This window comes from Hahella sp. NBU794 (assembly GCF_050749805.1).
In the GTDB taxonomy this organism is placed as follows: Bacteria; Pseudomonadota; Gammaproteobacteria; order Pseudomonadales; family Oleiphilaceae; genus Hahella.
Genome location: NZ_CP192738.1, coordinates 4,225,733 through 4,246,901, shown reverse-complemented (window position 1 = coordinate 4,246,901; position 21,169 = coordinate 4,225,733). Strand labels below are relative to the sequence as shown.

15 protein-coding genes are annotated in these 21,169 nt (G+C 48.9%); 14 read left to right on the top strand and 1 reads right to left on the bottom strand.

Going from position 1 to position 21,169, the window contains the following annotated elements:
* The first annotated feature begins 1 nt into the window (after position 1).
* The 5 genes from murB to prpD all read left to right on the top strand — a co-directional run bounded on the left by murB (position 2) and on the right by prpD (position 5,689).
* Complete coding sequence (murB, locus tag ACQYWX_RS18455) at positions 2-1,015, top strand: UDP-N-acetylmuramate dehydrogenase (RefSeq protein ID WP_431689520.1); 1,014 nt, start codon at positions 2-4, stop codon at positions 1,013-1,015.
* A gap of 351 nt (positions 1,016-1,366) precedes the next feature.
* The gene (locus ACQYWX_RS18450) at positions 1,367-2,041 is read left to right on the top strand and encodes a GntR family transcriptional regulator (RefSeq protein WP_431685892.1); all 675 of its coding nucleotides are present in this window, start codon (positions 1,367-1,369) and stop codon (positions 2,039-2,041) included.
* Positions 2,042-2,089: 48 nt separating this feature from the next.
* Positions 2,090-2,968: a methylisocitrate lyase gene (prpB, locus tag ACQYWX_RS18445; RefSeq protein ID WP_431685891.1), complete on the top strand. Its 879-nt coding sequence runs from the start codon at positions 2,090-2,092 to the stop codon at positions 2,966-2,968.
* Between the two features lie 78 nt (positions 2,969-3,046).
* A complete protein-coding gene (gene prpC, locus ACQYWX_RS18440; protein WP_431685890.1) occupies positions 3,047-4,174 on the top strand; it encodes a bifunctional 2-methylcitrate synthase/citrate synthase in 1,128 nt (375 codons plus the stop codon).
* Positions 4,175-4,204: 30 nt separating this feature from the next.
* Positions 4,205-5,689 (top strand): 2-methylcitrate dehydratase, encoded by a 1,485-nt coding sequence (prpD, locus tag ACQYWX_RS18435; protein WP_431685889.1) that lies wholly within the window; start codon positions 4,205-4,207, stop codon positions 5,687-5,689.
* A 96-nt stretch (positions 5,690-5,785) separates the two neighbouring features.
* Here the strand turns inward: prpD and tviB are convergent, their stop codons facing one another.
* Positions 5,786-7,063, bottom strand: a complete 1,278-nt coding sequence (tviB, locus tag ACQYWX_RS18430) for a Vi polysaccharide biosynthesis UDP-N-acetylglucosamine C-6 dehydrogenase TviB (protein WP_216735598.1) — start codon at positions 7,061-7,063, stop codon at positions 5,786-5,788.
* A gap of 408 nt (positions 7,064-7,471) precedes the next feature.
* Here tviB and ACQYWX_RS18425 point away from each other — a divergent pair, with 408 nt between their 5' ends.
* From ACQYWX_RS18425 to ACQYWX_RS18385, 9 genes are all read left to right on the top strand, one after another.
* On the top strand, positions 7,472-8,881 hold the full coding sequence (locus ACQYWX_RS18425) for a TIGR03013 family XrtA/PEP-CTERM system glycosyltransferase (RefSeq protein ID WP_431685888.1): 1,410 nt from the start codon (positions 7,472-7,474) through the stop codon (positions 8,879-8,881).
* 136 nt (positions 8,882-9,017) lie between these two features.
* On the top strand, positions 9,018-9,656 hold the full coding sequence (locus ACQYWX_RS18420; RefSeq protein WP_305905680.1) for an XrtA/PEP-CTERM system exopolysaccharide export protein: 639 nt from the start codon (positions 9,018-9,020) through the stop codon (positions 9,654-9,656).
* Positions 9,657-9,727: 71 nt separating this feature from the next.
* Entirely contained in the window at positions 9,728-11,245 is a 1,518-nt protein-coding gene (locus tag ACQYWX_RS18415) for an XrtA system polysaccharide chain length determinant (RefSeq protein ID WP_431685887.1), read from the top strand.
* Positions 11,242-12,072, top strand: coding sequence for an XrtA-associated tyrosine autokinase (locus tag ACQYWX_RS18410; protein ID WP_431685886.1), 831 nt, complete (start codon positions 11,242-11,244; stop codon positions 12,070-12,072). Before ACQYWX_RS18415 ends, ACQYWX_RS18410 begins: the two co-directional genes overlap by 4 nt.
* A 57-nt stretch (positions 12,073-12,129) precedes the next feature.
* Complete coding sequence (locus ACQYWX_RS18405; protein ID WP_431685885.1) at positions 12,130-13,416, top strand: hypothetical protein; 1,287 nt, start codon at positions 12,130-12,132, stop codon at positions 13,414-13,416.
* A gap of 24 nt (positions 13,417-13,440) precedes the next feature.
* Positions 13,441-14,298, top strand: a complete 858-nt coding sequence (locus tag ACQYWX_RS18400; protein ID WP_216735604.1) for an XrtA system polysaccharide deacetylase — start codon at positions 13,441-13,443, stop codon at positions 14,296-14,298.
* 8 nt (positions 14,299-14,306) lie between these two features.
* Positions 14,307-15,677 carry a FemAB family XrtA/PEP-CTERM system-associated protein gene (locus tag ACQYWX_RS18395; RefSeq protein WP_431685884.1) on the top strand — a complete coding sequence of 457 codons (1,371 nt, stop codon included), beginning with the start codon at positions 14,307-14,309 and terminating at the stop codon, positions 15,675-15,677.
* A 90-nt stretch (positions 15,678-15,767) separates the two neighbouring features.
* On the top strand, positions 15,768-20,015 hold the full coding sequence (locus ACQYWX_RS18390) for an amino acid adenylation domain-containing protein (RefSeq protein ID WP_431685883.1): 4,248 nt from the start codon (positions 15,768-15,770) through the stop codon (positions 20,013-20,015).
* 33 nt (positions 20,016-20,048) lie between these two features.
* Positions 20,049-21,146 (top strand): glycosyltransferase family 4 protein, encoded by a 1,098-nt coding sequence (locus ACQYWX_RS18385; protein WP_216735607.1) that lies wholly within the window; start codon positions 20,049-20,051, stop codon positions 21,144-21,146.
* Positions 21,147-21,169: the final 23 nt, after the last annotated feature.

Genomic DNA, 21,169 nt, shown 5'->3' with positions numbered 1-21,169 from the left:
TATGCATTGGGAGTTGAATGCGGACTTGGCGATGCGCCACACCATGGGGTGTCCCGCTCGGGCGGAGCGCATGGTGACGGTGGCGAATATTGATGATATTCGACGCGTACTGTCAGAGCTGACATCTACATCTGTCCCTGCTTTTGTGCTTGGCGGCGGCAGTAACGTTGTTTTTACCCGTGATCTTGCAGGTGTTGTCATCAATATGGGGAACCGTGGCGTCAGCGTGGATGCTTCGGATTCCAGTGGCGATATCGTGCGGGCGGCCGCTGGCGAGAACTGGCATGAGTTTGTCTGGTGGACGCTGGAGCAAGGCTACGTAGGGCTGGAAAACCTGGCTCTGATTCCGGGTACAGTGGGCGCCGCTCCGATTCAGAATATCGGCGCCTATGGTGTGGAGCTTAAGGATCGGTTGCACTCCGTGCGGGCGATTCACATGGATACGCTTGAGGAGCGGGAGTTCTCTCTGTCTGACTGCTGCTTCGGCTACCGCGACAGCTTTTTCAAGTCGGAGCCGGGAAGGCGATGGCTGATCTGGGAGGTGGCTTTCAGGCTGTCGGCTGAAACACCCCTGGTTCTCGAATATGCAGAGCTAAAAAGGCGCTGGGAGCTGGATGGCGCTCCCTGTGACGCCAGAGCGGTCGCCAAATTGGTGGAGGCTATTAGAACGGAAAAGCTGCCTGATCCGGTGCAATTGCCCAATTCTGGCAGCTTTTTCAAAAACCCTATTGTGTCTGCTGGGCACTTTCTTGCTCTCAACGAGAAATTTCCTGACATTGTCTCTTTCCCGCTGGCGGACGGCTCTAGGAAGTTGGCGGCGGGTTGGCTGATTCAGGCTTGTGGCTGGAAGGGCTTCCTGGAAAATGGCGTTGGGGTTTATCCCAAACAGGCTTTGGTGCTTATTAACCCTGGCCATAAGTCGGGTGGTGAAGTGAAATTACTCGCCTCCAGAATACAGGCCTCTGTTGAGGAGCGCTTTGGCGTGCCTCTGGAAGTCGAGCCTCTCATTTTGTAAACAATCTATGCGCCATTGGCTTGCTGTTGGCTAAGTGAGTGGCGCTTCCTTCTTCTTCCGCCTTGTTTCGCATTCATTCTGCATTTGTGGTTAGTTCGGATACGCTATTTGGATCTTAGTGTCGGGCTGTCAAAAATCTCATGTAACGTCATGAAAAAAATGGATTTTGTCTTCTTCTATAAATATCTGTGATTCTGAGCGGCCAGGCAGAGCTTGCTTTAAGGGTATTCCGCTATTGTAAAAAACGGCTTGAAGCCTCTTTCTCTTTGTTGGCAAAATTGTTTACAATCCTTTGGCGTGCGCCGACGCAATGGTTGTGTTGGCGCAATACAGGAGAAAATTGTAAACAATATGGCTGCGCCTGACTCCCGAACTCTTGCTGACCAAGCTTTTGAACGCCTGCAGACAGCTATTGTCAAAGGCGACATTCGAGCAGGAGAAAAAATTAGTGAGGCGGAGCTGTCTGCAAAATTTGGCTTTGGCAGAGGACCTTTGAGAGAGGCGCTGCACAGGTTGGAAGGCAGAGGGCTGATTGTTCGTAAGGCTCATTCTGGAGCCAGAGTGGTGGCGCTGACCTTCGAAGAGCTGATTGAGTTGTATGAAGTGCGTGAATCCCTGGAGGGGATGGCGATTCGATTGGCGTCAGAGCGTATGTCGCAAGAAGAAATAGACGATTTGAAGCGCCTGATGGACATCCATGCAGAGCAAATCAAGGAAGAGAAAGGACTCGCCTATTACCAAAAAGAAGGCGACTTCGACTTTCATTTCCGAATTATATCCGGCAGTAAAAACCGCAAACTCAGCAATATGCTGACAGGCGAGTTATATCATTTGTTGAGGCTATATCGATATCGTCTCAGCACATTCAGCGGTCGACCCGAAAAAGCGTTTCATGAGCACTGGCGTATTATCGAGGCGCTTGAAGAGCGGGATGGCGAATTGGCTGAACTCTTGATGCGGCGACACATTTCCGCTGCGAGAAACAATTTAATCAGGAAGTATCGCGATGGAGAGTTGCAGCTATAGCACGCTGTGAATCGTCCGTCTCTCAATGGTATGCAACAGGGGGCTTATATGTCAGCAGGACGTCGCTTTCGCAAAGCGCTAGAAGATAACCAACCGCTGCAAATTGTCGGGGCTATCAACGCCTATTGCGCGATGATGGCGGAAAGAGTGGGGCACCAGGCTATATATTTGTCAGGTGGTGGTGTGGCCAATGCGTCATTTGGACTTCCTGACCTGGGAATGACCAGCATGAATGACGTCCTGGAAGATGTACGCAGGATTACAGCGGCGTCGGAGCTGCCTTTGTTGGTCGATATTGATACTGGATGGGGCGGCGCCTTCAATATCTCGCGTACAGTCAAAGAAATGATCCGCGCCGGGGCTGCGGCGGTACACATTGAAGATCAGGTGGCGCAAAAGCGTTGTGGGCACAGGCCTAATAAAGAAATTGTCAGCCAGGAAGAAATGGTGGATCGGATCAAGGCCGCGGCGGATGCGCGCACGGACAAAGACTTTTTCATCATGGCGCGAACCGATGCGTTTGCTCAGGAAGGGCTGCAGGCGGCGATTGACCGCGCTGGCGCCTGTCTGGAGGCTGGCGCCGACGGCATATTCGCTGAAGCGGTGACGGAGCTGGAGCATTATCAGGCCTTCACGGATGCGCTGAGCGCGCCTATTCTGGCCAACATTACTGAGTTCGGGCAAACCCCGTTATACAACAAGGCTGAACTGGCTGGCGTCGGCGTGGCGATGGTTTTATATCCATTGAGCGCTTTCAGGGCGATGAATCGCGCAGCCTTGAATGTGTATGAAAGTATTTTGAGTAAAGGCGATCAGAAAGAGGTGGTCGATTCCATGCAGACTCGTATGGAGTTATACGATTTTCTGGGATATCACGATTACGAAAAGAAATTGGATGCGCTGTTTGCGGCGGGGAAAAACAAATAACGCATAAGTCGCTGCAAGCATTGAGGTTTCGCCTTGGCGAAACTCTTAAAACAGTCTGATGCAAGAGGAGAATTAGCAATGGCGGAAAAAAATATTGGAGGCGCGGGCCTGAGAGGTCAGGTCGCAGGACAGACGGCGCTATGCACGGTAGGTCAATCAGGGCATGGTTTGACCTATCGGGGATACGGCATTGAGGTGCTTGCCGATAAAGCTGAATTTGAGGAAGTGGCCTATTTGCTGCTGCGAGGCAAGCTGCCCAATCAAGCGGAGCTGAGCGCCTACAAGGCGAAGTTGAAGTCGCTGCGGTCATTGCCTCAGGCTCTTAAGGAAGTCCTGGAGCGAGTTCCCGCCGATGCGCATCCAATGGATGTGATGAGAAGCGGCTGTTCCATGCTGGGCGTTTTGGAGACGGAGGCTGATTTTTCGCAGCAAGATGATCATATCGACCGCATGCTGGCGCTTTTCCCGTCCATTATTTGTTACTGGCATCGCTTCAGTCAGGATGGCGTGCGTATCGATACGGAAACTGACGATGACTCCATCGGCGCGCACTTCCTGCACATGCTGCATGGAAGCAAGCCGGACGCTTTGCATGAAAAAGTGATGCACGCTTCTCTGATTTTGTATGCGGAACATGAGTTCAACGCCTCGACATTTACGGCCAGGGTTTGTGCTTCTACGTTGTCGGATATTCATTCATGCATTACCGGCGCTATTGGGTCGCTGCGCGGTCCTTTGCACGGCGGCGCCAACGAAGCGGCGATGGCGATGATTGAAAAGTTCAAGAGCCCCGAAGATGCGGAAGAGCAGATCATGGGCATGCTGGAGCGCAAGGAAAAAATTATGGGCTTCGGGCACGCCATCTATCGTGAATCCGATCCCCGCAACGCCATTATTAAGAAGTGGGCTCAAAAGCTGTCGGAAAAAGTGGGCGACAAGGTGCTCTATCCCGTGTCCGTACGCTGTGAAGAAGTCATGTGGCGTGAGAAAAAACTATTCTGCAACGCGGACTTTTTCCATGCATCCGCCTATCACTTCATGGGCATTCCTACCGAATTGTTCACGCCGATTTTTGTTATGTCGCGCCTGACTGGTTGGGCTGCGCATGTGAAAGAGCAGCGTGAGAACAATCGCATTATTCGGCCCTCGGCGGACTATACCGGTCCAGAGTCCGCTGAATGGACTCCGATTGAACAGCGTCATTAATACGAATAACCAAATTGAGGAAGAAAGAGAATGGGTGCGAATGTAGATCTGAATGATCGTCCTGATTATGACAAGGTCATTCAGGATATTGCTGACTATGTCCTGAATTTCAAAATCGAATCCCAGGAAGCGCTGGATACTGCAAGAAACTGCTTGATGGACACTCTGGGGTGTGGCCTGTTGGCGCTGAGATTTCCCGAGTGCACCAAGCACTTGGGCCCGATTGTGGAGGGCACGGTCGTGCCCAATGGCGCTCGCGTTCCTGGTACGCAATTCCGTCTGGACCCTGTTAAGGCGGCATGGGATATCGGTTGTATCATTCGCTGGTTGGATTACAACGATACTTGGCTGGCGGCGGAGTGGGGTCATCCCTCCGATAACCTGGGCGGTATTCTGGCGGTGGCGGACTACTTGTCTCAGAAGTGCGTCGCAGCGGGGAAAGAGCCTTTGACCATGCGGGATGTTCTGGAAGCCATGATCATGGCTCATGAAATCCAAGGCGTCATTGCTCTGGAGAACAGCTTCAACCGTGTGGGTCTGTGTCATGTGCTATTGGTGCGTATTGCTTCCACCGCTGTGGTGACCAAGCTGAAAGGCGGGGATAGAGAGCAGATTATGGCGGCGGTTTCACAGGCCTGGGTCGACGGCTCGTCGCTGCGTACTTATCGCCATGCGCCGAATGCCGGTTCACGTAAGTCCTGGGCGGCGGGCGACGCCACCTCTCGGGCGGTGCGTCTGGCTGACATCAGCATGCGCGGTGAGATGGGAATTCCGGGCGTTCTGACGGCTCCACAGTGGGGATTCTATGACGTATCCTTCAGCAAAACCGTGGCGGATCAAAAAGTGAAGGCGCCTGAAGATCGCGTGTTTAAATTCCAGAGAGATTACGGCTCATACGTGATGGAAAACGTGTTGTTCAAGATCTCTTTCCCTGCGGAATTCCACTCTCAAACAGCGGCGGAAGCGGCGGTTACGTTGCATCCGCAGGTCAAAGACCGGTTGCAGGATATCGATAAGATCGTTATCACGACTCATGAATCTGCGATCCGTATTATTTCTAAAGTTGGCCCTCTGGCGAATGCGGCGGACCGCGATCACTGTCTGCAATACATGACAGCTGTGCCGTTGGCGTTCGGTAATCTGGTGGCGGAACATTATGAAGATGACTTCCATGCTGCGAACCCGATTATTGATGAACTGCGCAACAAAATGGAAATCGTAGAAGATAAGCGCTATAGCCAGGAATATCACGAGCCGGACAAGCGCTCCATCGCTAACGCGGTGCAGGTGTTCTTCAAAGACGGAACGTCCACGGATAAAGTTGAAGTAGAATATCCGGTTGGCCATCGCCGCCGTCGCGAGGAGGGTATTCCTCTGCTAGAGAAAAAATTCCGCGCCAATTTGGCGACGCGTTTCCCTGGTAAGCGCTGCGACGATATTTTTTCTCTGTGTAAAGATCAGAAAACGCTGGAGGCGACGCCAGTTAACGAGTTTATGGATCTATTCGTTATCTGATGCTTGTGATCTGACGCCCTCTTTTTCAGGAGGGCGGCGTAAAAATAAAAAAGCGCGGATATCCGCGCTTTTTTATTGTTCAGTTTCTGGTTGGCCCTACAGGCGTCCATCCACCGAGTCTTTCGGAAGAACATACTTGACGTCGAAGAGGACGTGGTTGTCCTTGCCGAGTTTGCGGATATTTTCTATGCCCATATCTTTGAACTGCTTATGAGCCACAGTAAGAATAATGGCGTCATAATGGTTTGCTTTCAGTTCTGGAATAACGCGAATGCCGTATTCGTGCTCTGCTTCCGCAGGGCTGGCCCAGGGGTCGTAGACATCAACGTTGGCGTTGTACGACTCAAAGGCGCTGATAACGTCAACTACGCGAGTGTTGCGGATGTCGGGGCAGTTCTCCTTGAACGTCAATCCCAATACAAGAATGTTGGCTTCAGCCACATGTTGCTTGCGCTGCGTCATCATGCGAATGACGCGTTCCGCCACATGTTCGCCCATGCCGTCGTTAATGCGTCGGCCGGACAGGATAATTTCTGGATGGTGACCAACCGCCTGGGCTTTGTAAGTTAGGTAGTAAGGGTCGACGCCGATGCAGTGACCGCCAACCAGGCCAGGGCGGAAGGGGAGAAAGTTCCACTTGGTGCCGGCCGCTTCCAGTACTTCCAGTGTGTCGATGCCAAGCTTTTCGAAAATCAGCGATAGCTCGTTAATCAAGGCGATATTGACGTCGCGTTGAGTGTTCTCGATAACCTTGGCCGCTTCAGCAACTTTGATGCTGCTCGCTTTGTGGGTGCCCGCGACAATGATGGATGCGTAGAGCTCGTCTACGTACTGGGCGATTTCAGGAGTGGAGCCGGAGGTGACCTTCAGAATGTTGATGACTCTGTGTTCCTTGTCCCCTGGGTTGATTCGCTCAGGGCTGTAGCCGGCGAAAAAATCCTGGTTGAACTTCAGTCCGGAGATTTCTTCAAGTATTGGAACGCAGACTTCTTCCGTTGCGCCGGGATAAACGGTGGACTCGTAAATAACAACGTCATCTTTTTTCAGTACTTTGCCGATTGTGCGGCTGGCTGATTGTAATGGTCTCAGGTCGGGAGTCTTGAAGTCGTCGATAGGCGTTGGGACGGTGACAATGTAAACATTACAGGATTGTATATCTTCAAGTTTGTTGCTGTAGGAAAGTTTATTGGCTTCAGCAAGCAATTCGGGTTCCACTTCCAATGTGCTGTCTTTACCGGATTTCAGCTCCTCGATACGGGCGGCATTGATGTCAAAGCCAACGGTAGAGAACTTCTTGCCGAACTCGACGGCCAGTGGCAGGCCAACATAACCCAGGCCCACAACTGCAATTTTTGCGTTCCTCAAATCTGTCATTGGAAACCCTTTAAGCGAGATAGTAGTAGTATTTTATTTAAAAAATCGAACTATAATGAGCGTCCGTCGTTAGACGGTCTCCGCGGAAGCCCTTGGCAATTCCGTGGAAACTCAGGAAATAGCCCGCGCATCCATGATTGGATCATGCGCTTAAGGCTAAATCATTCAAGACTTCGTTTGGACTGATGTGCGCATCTCGACCATTGCGACAATATCAAGCGAACTCTTGAGAAATTTAGCCAAAGCGCGTCGCCGCGCAAGTATATCGGAAAATACGCGCCAAGATATTTGAATTTAGTTTAACAATACTCTTTTGTATTTGCTTAACTTAAGTTGTCCTAAAAAATTTGATAGCATGAGCGGCCCTCAAGTCTAGGCTGCAAGTCCGTGTTGGTAAGGAGAAAAGGCTTGGCCCACGTACGTATATTCCGGCACTACATACATTTGCCCTACATTATCATGGGCGTCGCGGACCTGGTGGTCTTAGGCGTGGTATTTTACTGTGGCGTTTTCTTCCGTTATTTCGGCGAAATTAATTTTTTCCTTGATAACTATCAGGTCGCCTTTCCCGAGGCGCTGACCTTCGCGGCGGTGAATTTGATCATCATGATCGCGATGGGCGTCTATCCCGCCAAAACCCAAGAGGGGATGTCGGGCATGATGTTGAGAACGATATTCTCGATTCTCATGTCCGCCGCAGGTTTGTCATTCTTATTTTATGTAACCGAATCCTGGTTGTGGTACTTCGGCAAGGGGGTTCTGGCCCTTTCGTCCGTCCTGGCGATTTTTATCCTGGGAATATCTCGTAGCCTGTTCCTGTTTTTCGCAAATGAGCAAAGCTTTAAGCGCAATGTCTTAGTGCTCGGCGCAGGAAATCGTGCAAGCAATCTCTATGAAGACTTAAAAGAGCCCCTGGATCGTCGAGGCGTTGAGTTGATGGGGTTTGTGCCTGGGCTTGATGAAGAGGTCAAGGTGCCTCATCAGAAAGTATTGACGATTCCTGGGACGTTGAAAGAGTACGTTCTACAGCATCCTGTCGATGAAATTGTTATTGCGCTGGATGACCGCAGGAAAAAACTGCCTTTGGATGATCTGCTTGAATGCAAGATGGAGGGGGTGCATATCGTGGATGCGCCCACGTTCCTGGAGCGCGAAGGACGCAAAGTGGCGCTGGACTTGATCCAGCCAAGCTGGATGATTTTCGCAGACGGGTTTGGAGCTGTTTCCACCCGCAGCATCACCAAGCGTGGGTTTGATATTTTGTCCAGTCTAAGCCTGTTGCTCGTGACTTGGCCTATTATGTTATTGACGGTGCTCGCCATTAAGCTTGAGGAAGGCTGGTCGGCTCCAGTGTTATACAAGCAGGAGAGGGTGGGGCTAAACGGTCAGCCGTTTCCTGTCATGAAGTTCCGGAGCATGAGGGTCGATGCAGAAAAGCATGGCGCTGTCTGGGCGCAGAAAAATGACACCCGTGTGACCCGTATTGGCGGCTTTATTCGTAAAGTGCGTATCGACGAGTTGCCGCAAATTTTTAATGTTTTGCTCGGAGATATGGCTGTAGTCGGGCCGCGCCCGGAAAGACCTATTTTTGTGGAAAAGCTTTCGGAAAAGATTCCTTACTATAACGAAAGGCATAGAGTGAAGCCCGGTATTACCGGTTGGGCGCAGCTCTGTTTCGCTTACGCCGATAGTGAGGAGGACACCAAGGAGAAGCTGCGGTATGATTTATACTACATTAAAAATCAGAGCCTACTGCTTGATTTGATTGTATTAATTCAGACCGTTGAGGTTATTTTGTTTAAGAAAGGCTCCCGGTAAGCGGGCGCTCGGGTTTTTAACATTGGCATCATTGTTTTGAAGTATTTAGCAGGGCGTAATGTTGGAAAACTATCCGGAAAAACCTGGCTGCTGAAGAGTCGCATTGGATTCAACTGCTGATTAACTTGGGATACTAATGATGAAAATTAACGCCTTGAAAATATGCGTTCTAGCATTGCTGGCTGTGCTGTTTAGCGCCTGCAGCACGGTTAAGCCTTCCGACAATGCTTTGGTTAGCGCCGCTCTGAAAGACCGGCCGAAGATGCTGGAGTCGTATATTCTAGGGCCTGGCGATGTGGTTAACATAAATGTCTGGCGCAACCCTGAATTGTCTGGAGGAGTGCCAATTAGGCCGGATGGCAAATTGTCTACGACCCTGGTTGGCGATATCGTAGCGTCCGGCAAAACTCCGGCTCAGTTGGCTGAGGAAATCAAGCAAAAGCTGTCGGTTTATATTCGTGAGCCTCAGGTGAGCGTTGTTGTCACCGGAATGCAGAGCTATGAGTTTTCCAGTAGGGTGCGTGTTACTGGTGCTGTGAAATCGCCAATTTCAATACCTTACCGTCATGGTATGACTGTCATGGATGTCGTATTGACAGCCGGCGGACTGAATGACTTCGCCAGCGGGGACGGCAGCGTGCTGTACAGGCAGTATCAAGGGAAGACCGTTATCATTCCTGTAAAATTAAATGAAATCTTTCAGGAAGGCGACGTGACCACCAACTATGAGTTGAACCCTGGGGATATAATTACTGTTCCTGAGAAGGTGTTGTAATACGACGCAGTTGGGGGCGAAATTGAATTTGAGACAGAACTTTTCTCTTATGACTATGCTGGTGCAATGATATGGCGGTTCCTTTAGATCAGCTACCAAAAGAAGCCTTCAGGGAGATTCGCTCCCGGAAATGGCTGTCGTTCTTTGTTTTTCTTGCTGTCAGCTTCGGAACGCTTGTCGTGGGCGCATTTTGGCCGCAGCAATTCACGTCACGTGGTGTTATTTATGTGGATGATCAGAATATTATCCGGCCATTGATGGAAGGCTCGGCGCTGACCACAAAGGTTAAGGATCACGTTGCTTCCGTAGAAGAAGTCATGTTGTCGAGAAGAGTTCTGACGCGGCTCGCTGAAATGGAGGAAATTTGGGGGCCGGTCAAAACTGAAGCTGCGAAAGAAGGCATTATCAGCAAAATTAGAAATAATGTCGCCGTTAAGAAAACAGGCGCCCCCAACTTTATTGAGATTGAGTATAAGGACTCAACTGCCCAAAGAGTATTTGATGTTACTCGAGAATTGAGCCAACTGTTTATTGATGAGACTGAAAGTAGCAAGCGGGAAGAAAGCCGCAACGCATACGAATTCGTTGATAAACAGGTTAAAGCGTATCAAACGCAACTGCAGGCTTCTGAAGAGCGGCTGAAAAACTTCTTACAAGAGAACGTCGATGGTACTGCGGACACAGTCGGCTCTAGAATTTCCTCGCTTGAGCGTCAGCTTGAAGAAGCTGAGTTGGGTATCAAGGAGGCTATTGCGCAAAGGGACGCTCTTCAGTCGCAACTTTCCGGCCAGTCTAAAATCGTTCGCAGAGAAGTGGCGGGAGACGCATACGAAACGCGAATCGAGGAGCTGAACAAGAAGCTGGATTCGCTTAGGTTAATTTATCTGGATAGTTATCCGGATATTATTGCGCTCAAGCAACAAATTGCGGAGCTGGAAAGACAGAGGTCCGAGGCTTTATCTAGCGGCGGCGGCTCTAGTTCTCGCTCAGAGTCTTCTTTTAACCCAATTTATCAAGAGTTGCAGAGTGAATTGTCTAAGGCTCTGGCGAATATTGACACGCTGAGAACGCGTCAAAGCTCTCTAACTGCTTTGTTGGAAAGAGAGCGTACCCGTATGCAGCGGATTCAGGAAAATGAAGCAAAAATATCCGAGCTTACTCGGGATTATGAGGTCAATAAGAGCATATATGACGATCTGCTCAAAAGACGTGAGAAAGCACGCGTTTCAATGAGGCTTGACGTTGAAGGGCATGGCCTTAGCTATAAGATACATGAGGCCCCTGCGTACCCTTTGAAGCCTTCAGGCTTCACATTTCGGCACTTTGCAATGGCTGGCCTTTTTTTAGGCATGTTGGCCCCTTTCGGTCTGGCTATTGCATTTTGCCAAGTTGATCCAAGAGTGCGTACAGGATCTATTTTGCAGGAAAATACGGGTATCCCTGTGTTGGCGACCATCCCCTATATTTCCACTCCACTGGAACGGAGAATTGACCGGCGTCGTACGAAAGTCATCTTATTTTTGGCTGTGTTGAGTATTGGCGTCTATTTATTGTACGGGTGGATGCGTTATGCGGGAGTCGTCTTGTGAGTGATAAGCAGGAGAACACAAAAAATATCTATGATATTGATAAGGGCGTGGCTCGACCTCAGGATCCGGCTCAGAATGCGTCTGCGGACAGAGTTTTAGTTCCGAGTTCTTTGGAAGTTAAATCAGGTAGCGTAGAGCGCTATGTGATTAGCAAGCAAATCGCCAAAATGAGAGAACCCTCTCTCTTGTCAGTGGACGACCTGAATCAAAAGCGCATAATTCATCCAGAGTCTCCGGATCGCGCTATTATCGATAAGTTTAGGGAGCTTCGTACACGCCTGTTGGAAATCAGTAAGGGAAATAATTTTACCTTGGCTGTTACGGGTGTAACTGAAGGGTGTGGAGCTTCCTTTGCGGCTGTAAATTTAGCTGCCGCATTTGCGTTGGATAGCAGTAAGACGGCATTGGTTATAGACTGCAACTTGAGGGAGCCCTCGTTGCACAATATTCTCGATCTTATGCCAGATCTGGGTGTTACTGACTTTATTGAAGACCCTGATATGGATATAGCGTCGGTAATATATCCGACGGGGATCAAAAGACTGCGGCTCATTCCAGCAGGTAGTAGAAGGGAATCTTCAGGAGAATTCTTTACTTCTTTTCGCATGAGGCAGTTTCTGCACTCGTTAAGAAAGCGATACCCTGATCGCTTTATTATTCTGGACACACCTTCGATTGCAGTATCGCCAGATGCGCGGATCATTTCCGAGCTGTGTGATTTGACATTGGTTGTCGTACCTCATGGAAGGGTTACAGAAAGTCAGATTGTATCCGCTGTGTCGTCGATTCCTTCGCAGAAATGCGCTGGAGTCCTAATAAATGGCTAATTTGGGCCTAAAAAATCTGTCTTATTTAATGTAACCACCATAAGGACCCGTCCCTTCATGGATTACCTTGTTCCATTTAAGAAAAAGCCAACGCTCTTTGCTCTGGTTGGCGTAAACCTATTGTGCGCGCCGTTGGCCCTTCGTGCGGAGCCTCTGGAGGTTCGTCTTAGCGCCACGCAAGAATACTCAGATAATGTTACGAAGACTAAAGAAAAAAAAGATGACACCCTAACTAAAGTAGGGATCAATTTGGGTCAAACTCTTTCAAAAGGAGTGTATTCAAGTTCGTTATCAGCTGACTTTGGTTTTGAGCACTATTGGGGGGACACATTTGGCGATGAGGTCACTACTGAAGCCACGTATAGTGGCAAATATAACTTTTCCCCTGCGCTTTCATGGTCTCTTAAGGATGAGCTTACCGAAACTGTCCTGAATAGCAGTACACCGACCACGCCGGATTCAAGAGTGCGTAAGAATGTTCTTACTACTGGCCCAAGTTATCGAGTTGCGATGACCTCAGAGGACGACTTGGTTTTAGGCGCTAATTACAAACAAATCGACTTTGATAGCAATACCGCCGTTGATAGCAAGAGACAAACGGCGACGGCTGATTATATACACCGCTTCGCCAGTGCACTGACGTTTACCTGGAGTAACAGTGGTGAGTGGGCAAAGTTAGATAATGAGACTGACCTTGAAACACTGGAGTCTGAGGTACGTTTTAGCAAGCAATATAATGATCTTACTACTAGTTTGGCGGTTGGTTTTACCAAGCTGAAAAGTGAGCGCGCTAACGTTACCAATGAGTCAGAAGATGTTACAGGCTCATTTAATGCCAATTATCAAGCTACTGCGGCTTTAGGGCTTTTTTATTCTTACAAACGCACACTGACTGATAGTGCTTCAGAAACTGTTTTTCAGGTTTTTGAAAGACCTATATCGTTTGGTTCCAGTGACAGCGTTCTATTGCAGGAACATGTTGCTGGAGCAAATTATAGTCCGAATGCCAGAGATACTTTTCAGTTGTCAGGAGTTAGCAGTACAGAAGATAACGAAGGTGCTGGCTTTGAAGATAAAGAACACTCTTTGTCCGTTAGTTGGTCTCATAAAGTCAACTCTACATGGAGTTGGTTTGCTTCGTCGGAGTATACAAATAAAGAGGTTGGCGCTCGCAACGCAGATGAAGACTCGTATGACCACACACTTAGGTTAAACCATAAATGGTTTAAAAATTTCAGCTCTCGATACTACACGGAGTATGAAGTTAAAGACTCTTCGGATGGAGTAAATGAATTTGATGCGCTGACGGTTGGAGTCGGCGTCGACTACGTCCCCAACTTTTAATCATTCAGCATACAGGTGGTTGTCTTGCAGAACGCCTTGACTATAGATGTAGAGGACTATTTCCACGTTGCAGCGCTAGCGGAATCAATCGGCGTTGATGAGTGGACGAGTCGGGAGTGTCGCGTTGAAAAAAATACGCGAGACTTGCTCGAGTTGTTTGATAAGAAAGGTGTAAAAGGCACTTTTTTTGTTTTGGGCTGGGTGGCGGAAAGATATCCTCATATTGTCACGGAGATTCATCAGGCGGGTCACGAAGTGGCGTCACACGGCTACAGCCACCAGTTGGTTTATTCGCAGACTCCTGAAGTATTCAGGGAAGAAACCGCTAAATCCAAAGATATTCTGGAAAATATCATCCAGCAGCCAGTGGAAGGGTATAGGGCGGCAAGTTACTCAATAACAGCTAAGTCCAAGTGGGCGTTGGATATTTTGTGTGATTTAGGATTTAAGTGGGATTCAAGTATCTTTCCGGTAAGGCATGACCGCTATGGGATGCCGAACACGCCGGAAGATCCTTATCTTCTGCAAGCGCCAAATGGTAAACAGATTGTGGAGTTCCCCTTAACCACCTGTCCAATCGGAAAATATAGACTTCCTATCGCTGGCGGCGGCTATTTCAGGTTGTTTCCCTATTGGCTTACGCGTTGGGGGTTGGGGCGTGTGAATAGATTGGGGCGTAGTTTTATTTTTTATTTGCACCCATGGGAAATTGATCCGAAGCAGCCTCGAGTCAAGGCCAGCATGTTGTCGACATTTAGGCATTACAACAATCTGGATGTTTGCTTTTCCAGGTTAGAGGCGTTGCTCGATGACTTTTCCTTTACTACGGTTTCAGACGTGCTCAGGTCTCAGTCTATAGACTCTGCTCCAGTTGCGGTTTAACGCCTTTTATGAAAGATGCTAACAATCTAGACAGCCTGAAGTTACGGGAAGACCAGCTTAAGGCGCGCAAGGGCGAACTGTCGCGCTTAATTGGCGAGGCTAAGAAAAATGGCTCCGATGCGGGTGAGCTCATTGTTGAAATGGGGGTAGTGTCAGCCGAGTTTAAGGAAGTAACGGGTAAGATTAAGGATTTTAAGAAGGCGCAGCGCCAGCAGGTCGGACAATCGAGCGATGTGCTTTCGGATGGTCCGCCAGATAAGGCTAAGCAGGCGGAGAAGCTGCAACAGATTGTTGAGGAAGTCTCTTCTGCGCCTCAGATCTTAGGTCTCGCAGTCAAAGCATTTCGCGTCGTGGAAGTTGACGCCGAACCAGGTTTGCGAGCGTCTTGGGAGGAATACGTCGACCAACATCTACAGGCTTCCCCGTACCACAAGTTATGGGTGAAATCTTTTGTCGAGTCGGTGTATGGCCATCCATGTCGATTTATTTGTGCGCTTGATGAATCGAATAGAGTCGTCGGTATTCTGCCTCTTACTCAATTGAATAGCCGCCTATTTGGAAACTTTATTGTTTCTGCGCCGTATTTTAACTATGGCGGAATTCTGGCTGACAGCAAACAGGTCGCACAAATGCTGCTCGCCGATGCAGTACGTTGGCGCGATCAGGTGGGAGCAAGTCACATTGAGCTGAGACATTTGACGACATCCAATCTGGGATTGCCGCAACGTACTGAGAAGCTGACATTCTGGCTTGCGTTGCCAGAGCGAGAAGAAGAATTGTGGTTAAGCTTCAAGCCCAAAATTCGAGCGCAAATTAAGCGTCCTCAAAAGGAAGGTGCGGAAATCACTATCGGCGGCGCCGAGTTGTTGAATGACTTCTATGCTGTTTTCGCAAGGAATATGAGGGATCTTGGTACGCCAGTTTATGGGAAAAACTTTTTTCATGGTTTCCTTAGCTCATACGGAGAATCTGCTAGAGTTGTCATAGGCAGGTTAAATAAGACTGTAGTTGCATGCGCAATTGTAATTGGCTACGGGCGTCGCATGGAAATTCCCTGGGCTTCTACGTTGCAGGAAGCTAACAGCTCTGGAATTAATATGCTGATGTACTGGGAAATACTCAAATTCAGCATTCATCAGAAGTATCAGATATTTGATTTTGGGCGCTGCACTGAAGGTAGCGGCACCTATAAGTTTAAACAGCAGTGGGGGGCGACTCCTGTCAGGTTGCATTGGGATTACGGCTTGGCGGAAGGTAGGGACGCGCCCAAATTGAACCCGGATAATCCGAAGTTCAAGTTGGTTATAGCAGTTTGGAAGAGGCTTCCTGTTTGGCTTACTAATACAGTGGGCCCGTTGCTGGTTAAGTACTTGCCATAGGCGGTTGATAGGCTTATCCGCCGCGTCGAACCTAAACTGCAGAGTAAAGTAATGAGTAGCACTCTTGGGAATAGAGGGTGGAGGCGAGAGTTGTTTGCCGCCGCCAGGCAAAAAGAGTGGGGGTTGCCGGAAGCTCTAATTGCTGCAGCCGAGCGCTTCCCTGACTGTAGCGCAGTCAAGTCTGAAGATGGTCAATTCACATATTTAGAGTTACTAAGTCACTCCTTGCTCGTGGCGGAGCGCCTCAAGATCTTGGGCGTAAAGTCAGGCGATAGGGTGGCTGTATGTGTTAATCGAGACCATTACCTTTCTGCTCTGCTTTTGGGAGTAGGGATGTTAGGCGCTGCTTATGTCCCTGTGGACCCCGCTTTCCCTGCTGAGAGAATTGCAATTATCCTTGAAGACGCGGATGTATCGGCCGCTATCTATGAACCCTCTACGCAACCTCTGGTTGGAAGTACGCAAAATGTACTTTTGCTTGATAGATATGACCTGAACCCGCCGGGAGACGCTCTGCGTTCTTTTGATGAACTTAGAAGTGAATATCTGCGCATTTCTGAACGCCGAACCAATACGGCGGAATTGCTTGCTTATATTATTTTTACATCAGGCTCCACTGGAAGGCCTAAAGGCGTCCCAATTACGCATCGGGCGGCGATAAACTTTTTATATGGCGTCGACGATAAGATCGGAACGCAAGATGGCGACCGGTTTCTTGGTCTAACCACGATATCTTTTGATATCTCCGTGTTGGAGCTATTTCTTCCCATAGTTTTGGGGGGCTGCGTATATGTTTGTAAGAAAGGGGACGCGCTTTCTCCAGATCGACTGGCTGCAATAATCGAAGATAATCGCATCAACGTCTTGCAGGCCACGCCAGCTACCTGGCGGTTAATGTTGGAGCTGGGCTGGAAGCCGAATCAAGATCAGAAAATATTATGTGGAGGCGAAGCCTTCCCGTCAGACTTGGCCGCAAAGCTGCTCAGCAGCGCTGGTGAAGTCTGGAATATGTATGGTCCAACAGAAGCCACAGTTTGGGTAACTAGCCATAAGGTTAGCTCAGAAGACATCGAGGCTGGCTTTATACCCTTAGGTGAACCATACGCTAATATCGAGTTACGTGTCGTTAATGAGAGCTTGCAGCCAGTTTGCACCGGCGGCTCAGGGGAGCTGTTAATCGGCGGAGAGTGTCTATCGCCAGGTTACTTTCGACGCCCTGAATTAAATTCTGATCGATTTATATCTTTGGTTGAAAATGGTCAAACCAAAGCTTTTTATCGCACAGGGGACTTGGTCGAGCAGAGGCAAGATGGGCGTCTGCGTTATCTGGATCGCCTTGATAATCAAGTAAAGATACGCGGTTTTCGAATTGAATTGGGAGAGATTGAGGCCGCTTTGCAGCAGATCCCGGGAATCGCGGATGCAGCTGTTGTCGCCGTATCTAATGCGGTAGGCGATAACGTCCTGGTAGGTTGTGTTCGGTTTGCCGGCGAAAAGCTTGCTTTTCCTGTTATTGAAAAAGATCTGCGGAATACGCTGCCGTTTTATATGACGCCGGGATTGTGGCGAGTCTATGAAAGCTTTCCTCAGACGCCTAACAAAAAGATAGATAAAAAAGCGCTAAAAAAGGACGTTGAAGCGAGTCTATCGACGGCTGATGGCGTCGAGGCATGCTTTGCCACAGATACGGAGCTTAGGCTTGCGAAAGTATGGGGGGCTGTTTTAGGCGTCGAGCCTAAAAGTCCCTATGACCATTTTAATGAATTGGGGGGGCATTCGTTGGCCTCTGCCCGTCTCTCGGTGGAGATTGAGAAAGAGTTTGGCAAATTCCTAAGCATTAATCTTTTGATCGCTCATCCACTCTTCATGGAGCAGTGTGAATTAGTCGCCTCTTTCTCCGAAGATGGTAATAGGCTGGACGAGCCGGCAAATAACGATAGAAGCTTGACCGATGGACAGAAACGTATTTGGTTTATATGTCAGTTGGCAGGCTCCAGTAGTGTTTTCAACGAGTCTGAGGCATTCATGCTGGAGGGCGTCTGGGAAGTTGATCAGTTAAAGCTTGCGATAGATGCCTTAATGAAAGCTACGCCAGCGATAAGGCTGCATTTAAATGTTGATGATTTGAGCTGGGAGTTGCGCGAAGAGCCTGAGACGCCGTTGGAGGTTAGGGATTTATATTTGGATTCAGGCGCTCTTGATGCCTACCTACATCAGGAGGCGAAAAGGGAGTTTAACTTTAGTGAGGAGTTATTAGTCCGCTTTGTAGCCTATGAGGCTGATGGAAAACTGATCGCAATACAGATGATTACCCATCATATTTTATTGGATGGAGTCTCTCAATTGCTGGTATGGAATCGGTTATTTGATTTATACGAACAATTGATAGGGGGGGCGGACTTTAAAGCTCAACCGGCAGTGGGGTGGGATGGCGTCAATTTGGCGAGAGGTGGAGATGATTTACGAGAAAGTGTGGACTTCTGGAGGCAGGAGTTAAAAGGGCCCTTGCCAGCCTTAAGTCTTCCGGCAGACTATCCTCGCCCGGAGTATTTTGATTTTAAGGGACGACAATATTCTGCGCTTCTCGGTGAGGATGTTGCGAAGCGTTTAATTGCCGCTGCTCACTTAGTTCGCACCAGGCCCTTTGTTATATTGGTTTGCGCCTATGCGGCATGGTTGAAAAGAGCTTCTGGTGGAGAAGATATAGTACTAGGCACAGCTACAAGCGGTAGAGACTCCAAGGCGGGGCTCCATGATGCTATAGGCATGTTCTTTAATACGATACCGCTCAGGCTGTATAAACAGGAAAAGAGTCTTTTTGAGCAAGTTAAGTATGTTGAGCAAACTCTAAATCAGGCGCTCCTGCATGGTGAGCTGTCGTTCGATAAAATAGTTTCTGCGGCGCATGCTGATCGAGACCCATCCAGGCCGACCCTGGCTCAGGCTTATATTACGTTTAATGACTTTTCTCAACGTAAAAGGGCGGTAAAAAATGCTGGCGCTCTGCGGCCGCTTCATGTTGATGCTGGCTATACGCAAGGTGAGATATTTCTATTTGTAGACTTTGATGGAAGGGACTTTACGTTCAGATTCCAAACCAGTACCGCACTTTTCACTGAGCAAACCTCAAAACTTATGGTCTCTGACTTCACTCATACACTCACCAGCTTGATAGATAGTTTGGAAGCGGGTAAGTCCGAACTGAAGTTAGAAGGACACGCTGGGTATATAGTTAGTAAGGCTTCTCCGGCAGAAGGCTTTGATCCAGATAAGCTGGCGACTGATCTGATGGTGAACGAAGCTCTGTTAGAAAAAGTAATAGGAGTATGGAAAGACGTTTTGGGACTAAGCAGTCTTGATGAGGACGCTAACTTCTTTGAAGTTGGCGGCCATTCTATAAAGGCGCTGCAGATTTTTGATCAGTTGCATCGGAAATGTGGAATTAACGCGCCCTTAGCACTGCTGTTTAAGGCGCCAACGCCAAAGTCTCTGGCGAAGGAGTTGGGGCGCATTTTAGTGGCGAATGATAATGCCCAAGATGTTGAGGCGTATTCTTCGTCGCAGGAAGGAGAGGCCGCCCATTGGCGTAATATTGTCACGCTGTCGCCTGGAGGGGCGAAAACGCCACTGATATGTGTTCATCCTATTGGCGGGAATGTGCTGGCGTACAAAGCGTTGATTGATTTCGAAGGGCTGAATCGGCCTGTATATGGAATACAGTCGACAGGACTGGATGGCGCCAGTAAGCCATTCGAGTCCATTCTGGAAATGGCGGCGTATTATGCGGTCCAGGTAGAACAAACGTTTGCTAAAAAGCATGTTTGTCTCTTAGGGGGCTCTATGGGGGGAACTATAGCTATAGAGTTGGCCAATGAACTTTTGGCTAAAGGCTTTAAAGTGGATTGGGTTATCCTGCTTGATACGATTGGTCCGCTGGCAAAAAGTGAGCGTGAGAGCGCAGAAGTAGATAGGCGCGGCTTTTGGGAGAAGGCGATGCAAAGCTTTTCTGCGCGATCCAAGTATTATCTACAGGTGGCTAAGCTGAGTCTCTATCGCGCCTTTAGTCTTCGCTTGCCTCAAACATTGAGAATCTTCGATGTTCGTAGGGCTAATAGAATCGCCATGGAAAGACACCGTGAACGAACCTATGGCGGCAGCGTGATTTTGCTGCGTTTGCCAATGGAAAAAGCGGGGGTGTACAGTTTTCCATGGCTGGGTTGGGAGAGGCACCTTACGGGTAGAGTCGAAGTTGAAACGGTGGACGCGGAGCACGCTCAGTTTCTGGAGTCAGATGAAGCAAAACGGGTGCTCGCCGGCTTTCTTCGTGAGCAAGAATAAAGTGTCGAGAGGATTGGTTGGTAACTAACTTATATGAAGAACGTATTGCATTTAATCGACACCACTGGTCCTGGCGGCGCAGAGACTGTTTTCATCCAATTATTGAGAAATTTGTCCAAAGACAAATATCGACACTACGTTATTCTGCGTGGAGATGGATGGGTTGCGGATCAAGTCCGAGAGTCGGGCCTGGAGCCTGTATTTATCGACTCTAAAGGGAGCTTTAATCTTGGTTATGCTTGGGCGCTGGTGAAATTTGTCCGATCAATGAAGATAGATGTGATCCATGCGCACTTAATGGGATCGAATGTATATGGCGCTCTTGTCGCCATGCTTACGCGGAAGCCGATGATAGCCACATTTCATGGAGGTGTTGATGTGGCGAAGCAGGAAAGGTTGTTGAATCTGAAGTTTAAGTTAATAAGCCTAGGGGCGGACTCTATCGTTTCTGTATCGAAGAAGCTGGAAGAAGAGTTAAAGCAAAGAGGGGAGCTTGAGAGTAGTAAGTTAAAGCTCATCTACAATGGTGTTGATCCTGGGCTCTTTTCGCGGCGAGGCGGGACGCTGAAGAGCGAGCTTGGCTTGCCTGACGGCGCGATTGTTGTGCTTTCCGTGGGTAATATACGCCCCGCAAAAGGCTATGAGCATTTGGTGGATGCTGCCGCCAAGATGAAGGGGGCCCAGGAGTACCACTTTGTCGTTGTAGGGGATCAGAAAAAGAGTCTCTATGAGGAGCTGTTGAGGCGAGTTGAGTCCCATGGCGGAGTGCCTAATCTGCACTTTCTTGGCTTTCGTTCAGATGTAAAGGATTTACTGGGGCAAGCGGATATCTTTCTTTTAACTTCTATAAGTGAAGGGTTTTCCATAGCGACAGTTGAAGCCATGATGGCAGGTTTGACAGTTGTCGCGACTCGAAGTGGTGGGCCAGAGGAAATCATTGAAGATGAGGTTTCAGGCCAATTGATTCCCGTAGGAGACTCGGAAGCAGTTAAAACGGCTTTGCTCAAGCTCAGGGATAAAGAGTATGCGGATAAATTGCGTCAGGCGGCGTTAAGCTCTGCAAAAGAGAGGTTTTCTCTAGTAAACATGGTGCGAGACTATGAGGGCCTATACGACAAACTCACTGCATAGTCTTCCTAGAGGAGCTTTGCAAT

What these genes read in the sequence shown, in the direction of transcription:
- ACQYWX_RS18395 (WP_431685884.1), top strand. Translation starts at nt 14,307, where the DNA reads ATGAAAGATGCTAACAATCTAGACAGCCTGAAGTTACGGGAAGACCAG.
- ACQYWX_RS18420 (WP_305905680.1), top strand. Translation starts at nt 9,018, where the DNA reads ATGATGAAAATTAACGCCTTGAAAATATGCGTTCTAGCATTGCTGGCT.
- ACQYWX_RS18450 (WP_431685892.1), top strand. Translation starts at nt 1,367, where the DNA reads ATGGCTGCGCCTGACTCCCGAACTCTTGCTGACCAAGCTTTTGAACGC.
- tviB (WP_216735598.1), bottom strand. Translation starts at nt 7,063, where the DNA reads ATGACAGATTTGAGGAACGCAAAAATTGCAGTTGTGGGCCTGGGTTAT.
- prpD (WP_431685889.1), top strand. Translation starts at nt 4,205, where the DNA reads ATGGGTGCGAATGTAGATCTGAATGATCGTCCTGATTATGACAAGGTC.
- prpB (WP_431685891.1), top strand. Translation starts at nt 2,090, where the DNA reads ATGTCAGCAGGACGTCGCTTTCGCAAAGCGCTAGAAGATAACCAACCG.
- murB (WP_431689520.1), top strand. Translation starts at nt 2, where the DNA reads ATGCATTGGGAGTTGAATGCGGACTTGGCGATGCGCCACACCATGGGG.
- prpC (WP_431685890.1), top strand. Translation starts at nt 3,047, where the DNA reads ATGGCGGAAAAAAATATTGGAGGCGCGGGCCTGAGAGGTCAGGTCGCA.
- ACQYWX_RS18385 (WP_216735607.1), top strand. Translation starts at nt 20,049, where the DNA reads ATGAAGAACGTATTGCATTTAATCGACACCACTGGTCCTGGCGGCGCA.
- ACQYWX_RS18415 (WP_431685887.1), top strand. Translation starts at nt 9,728, where the DNA reads ATGGCGGTTCCTTTAGATCAGCTACCAAAAGAAGCCTTCAGGGAGATT.
- ACQYWX_RS18405 (WP_431685885.1), top strand. Translation starts at nt 12,130, where the DNA reads ATGGATTACCTTGTTCCATTTAAGAAAAAGCCAACGCTCTTTGCTCTG.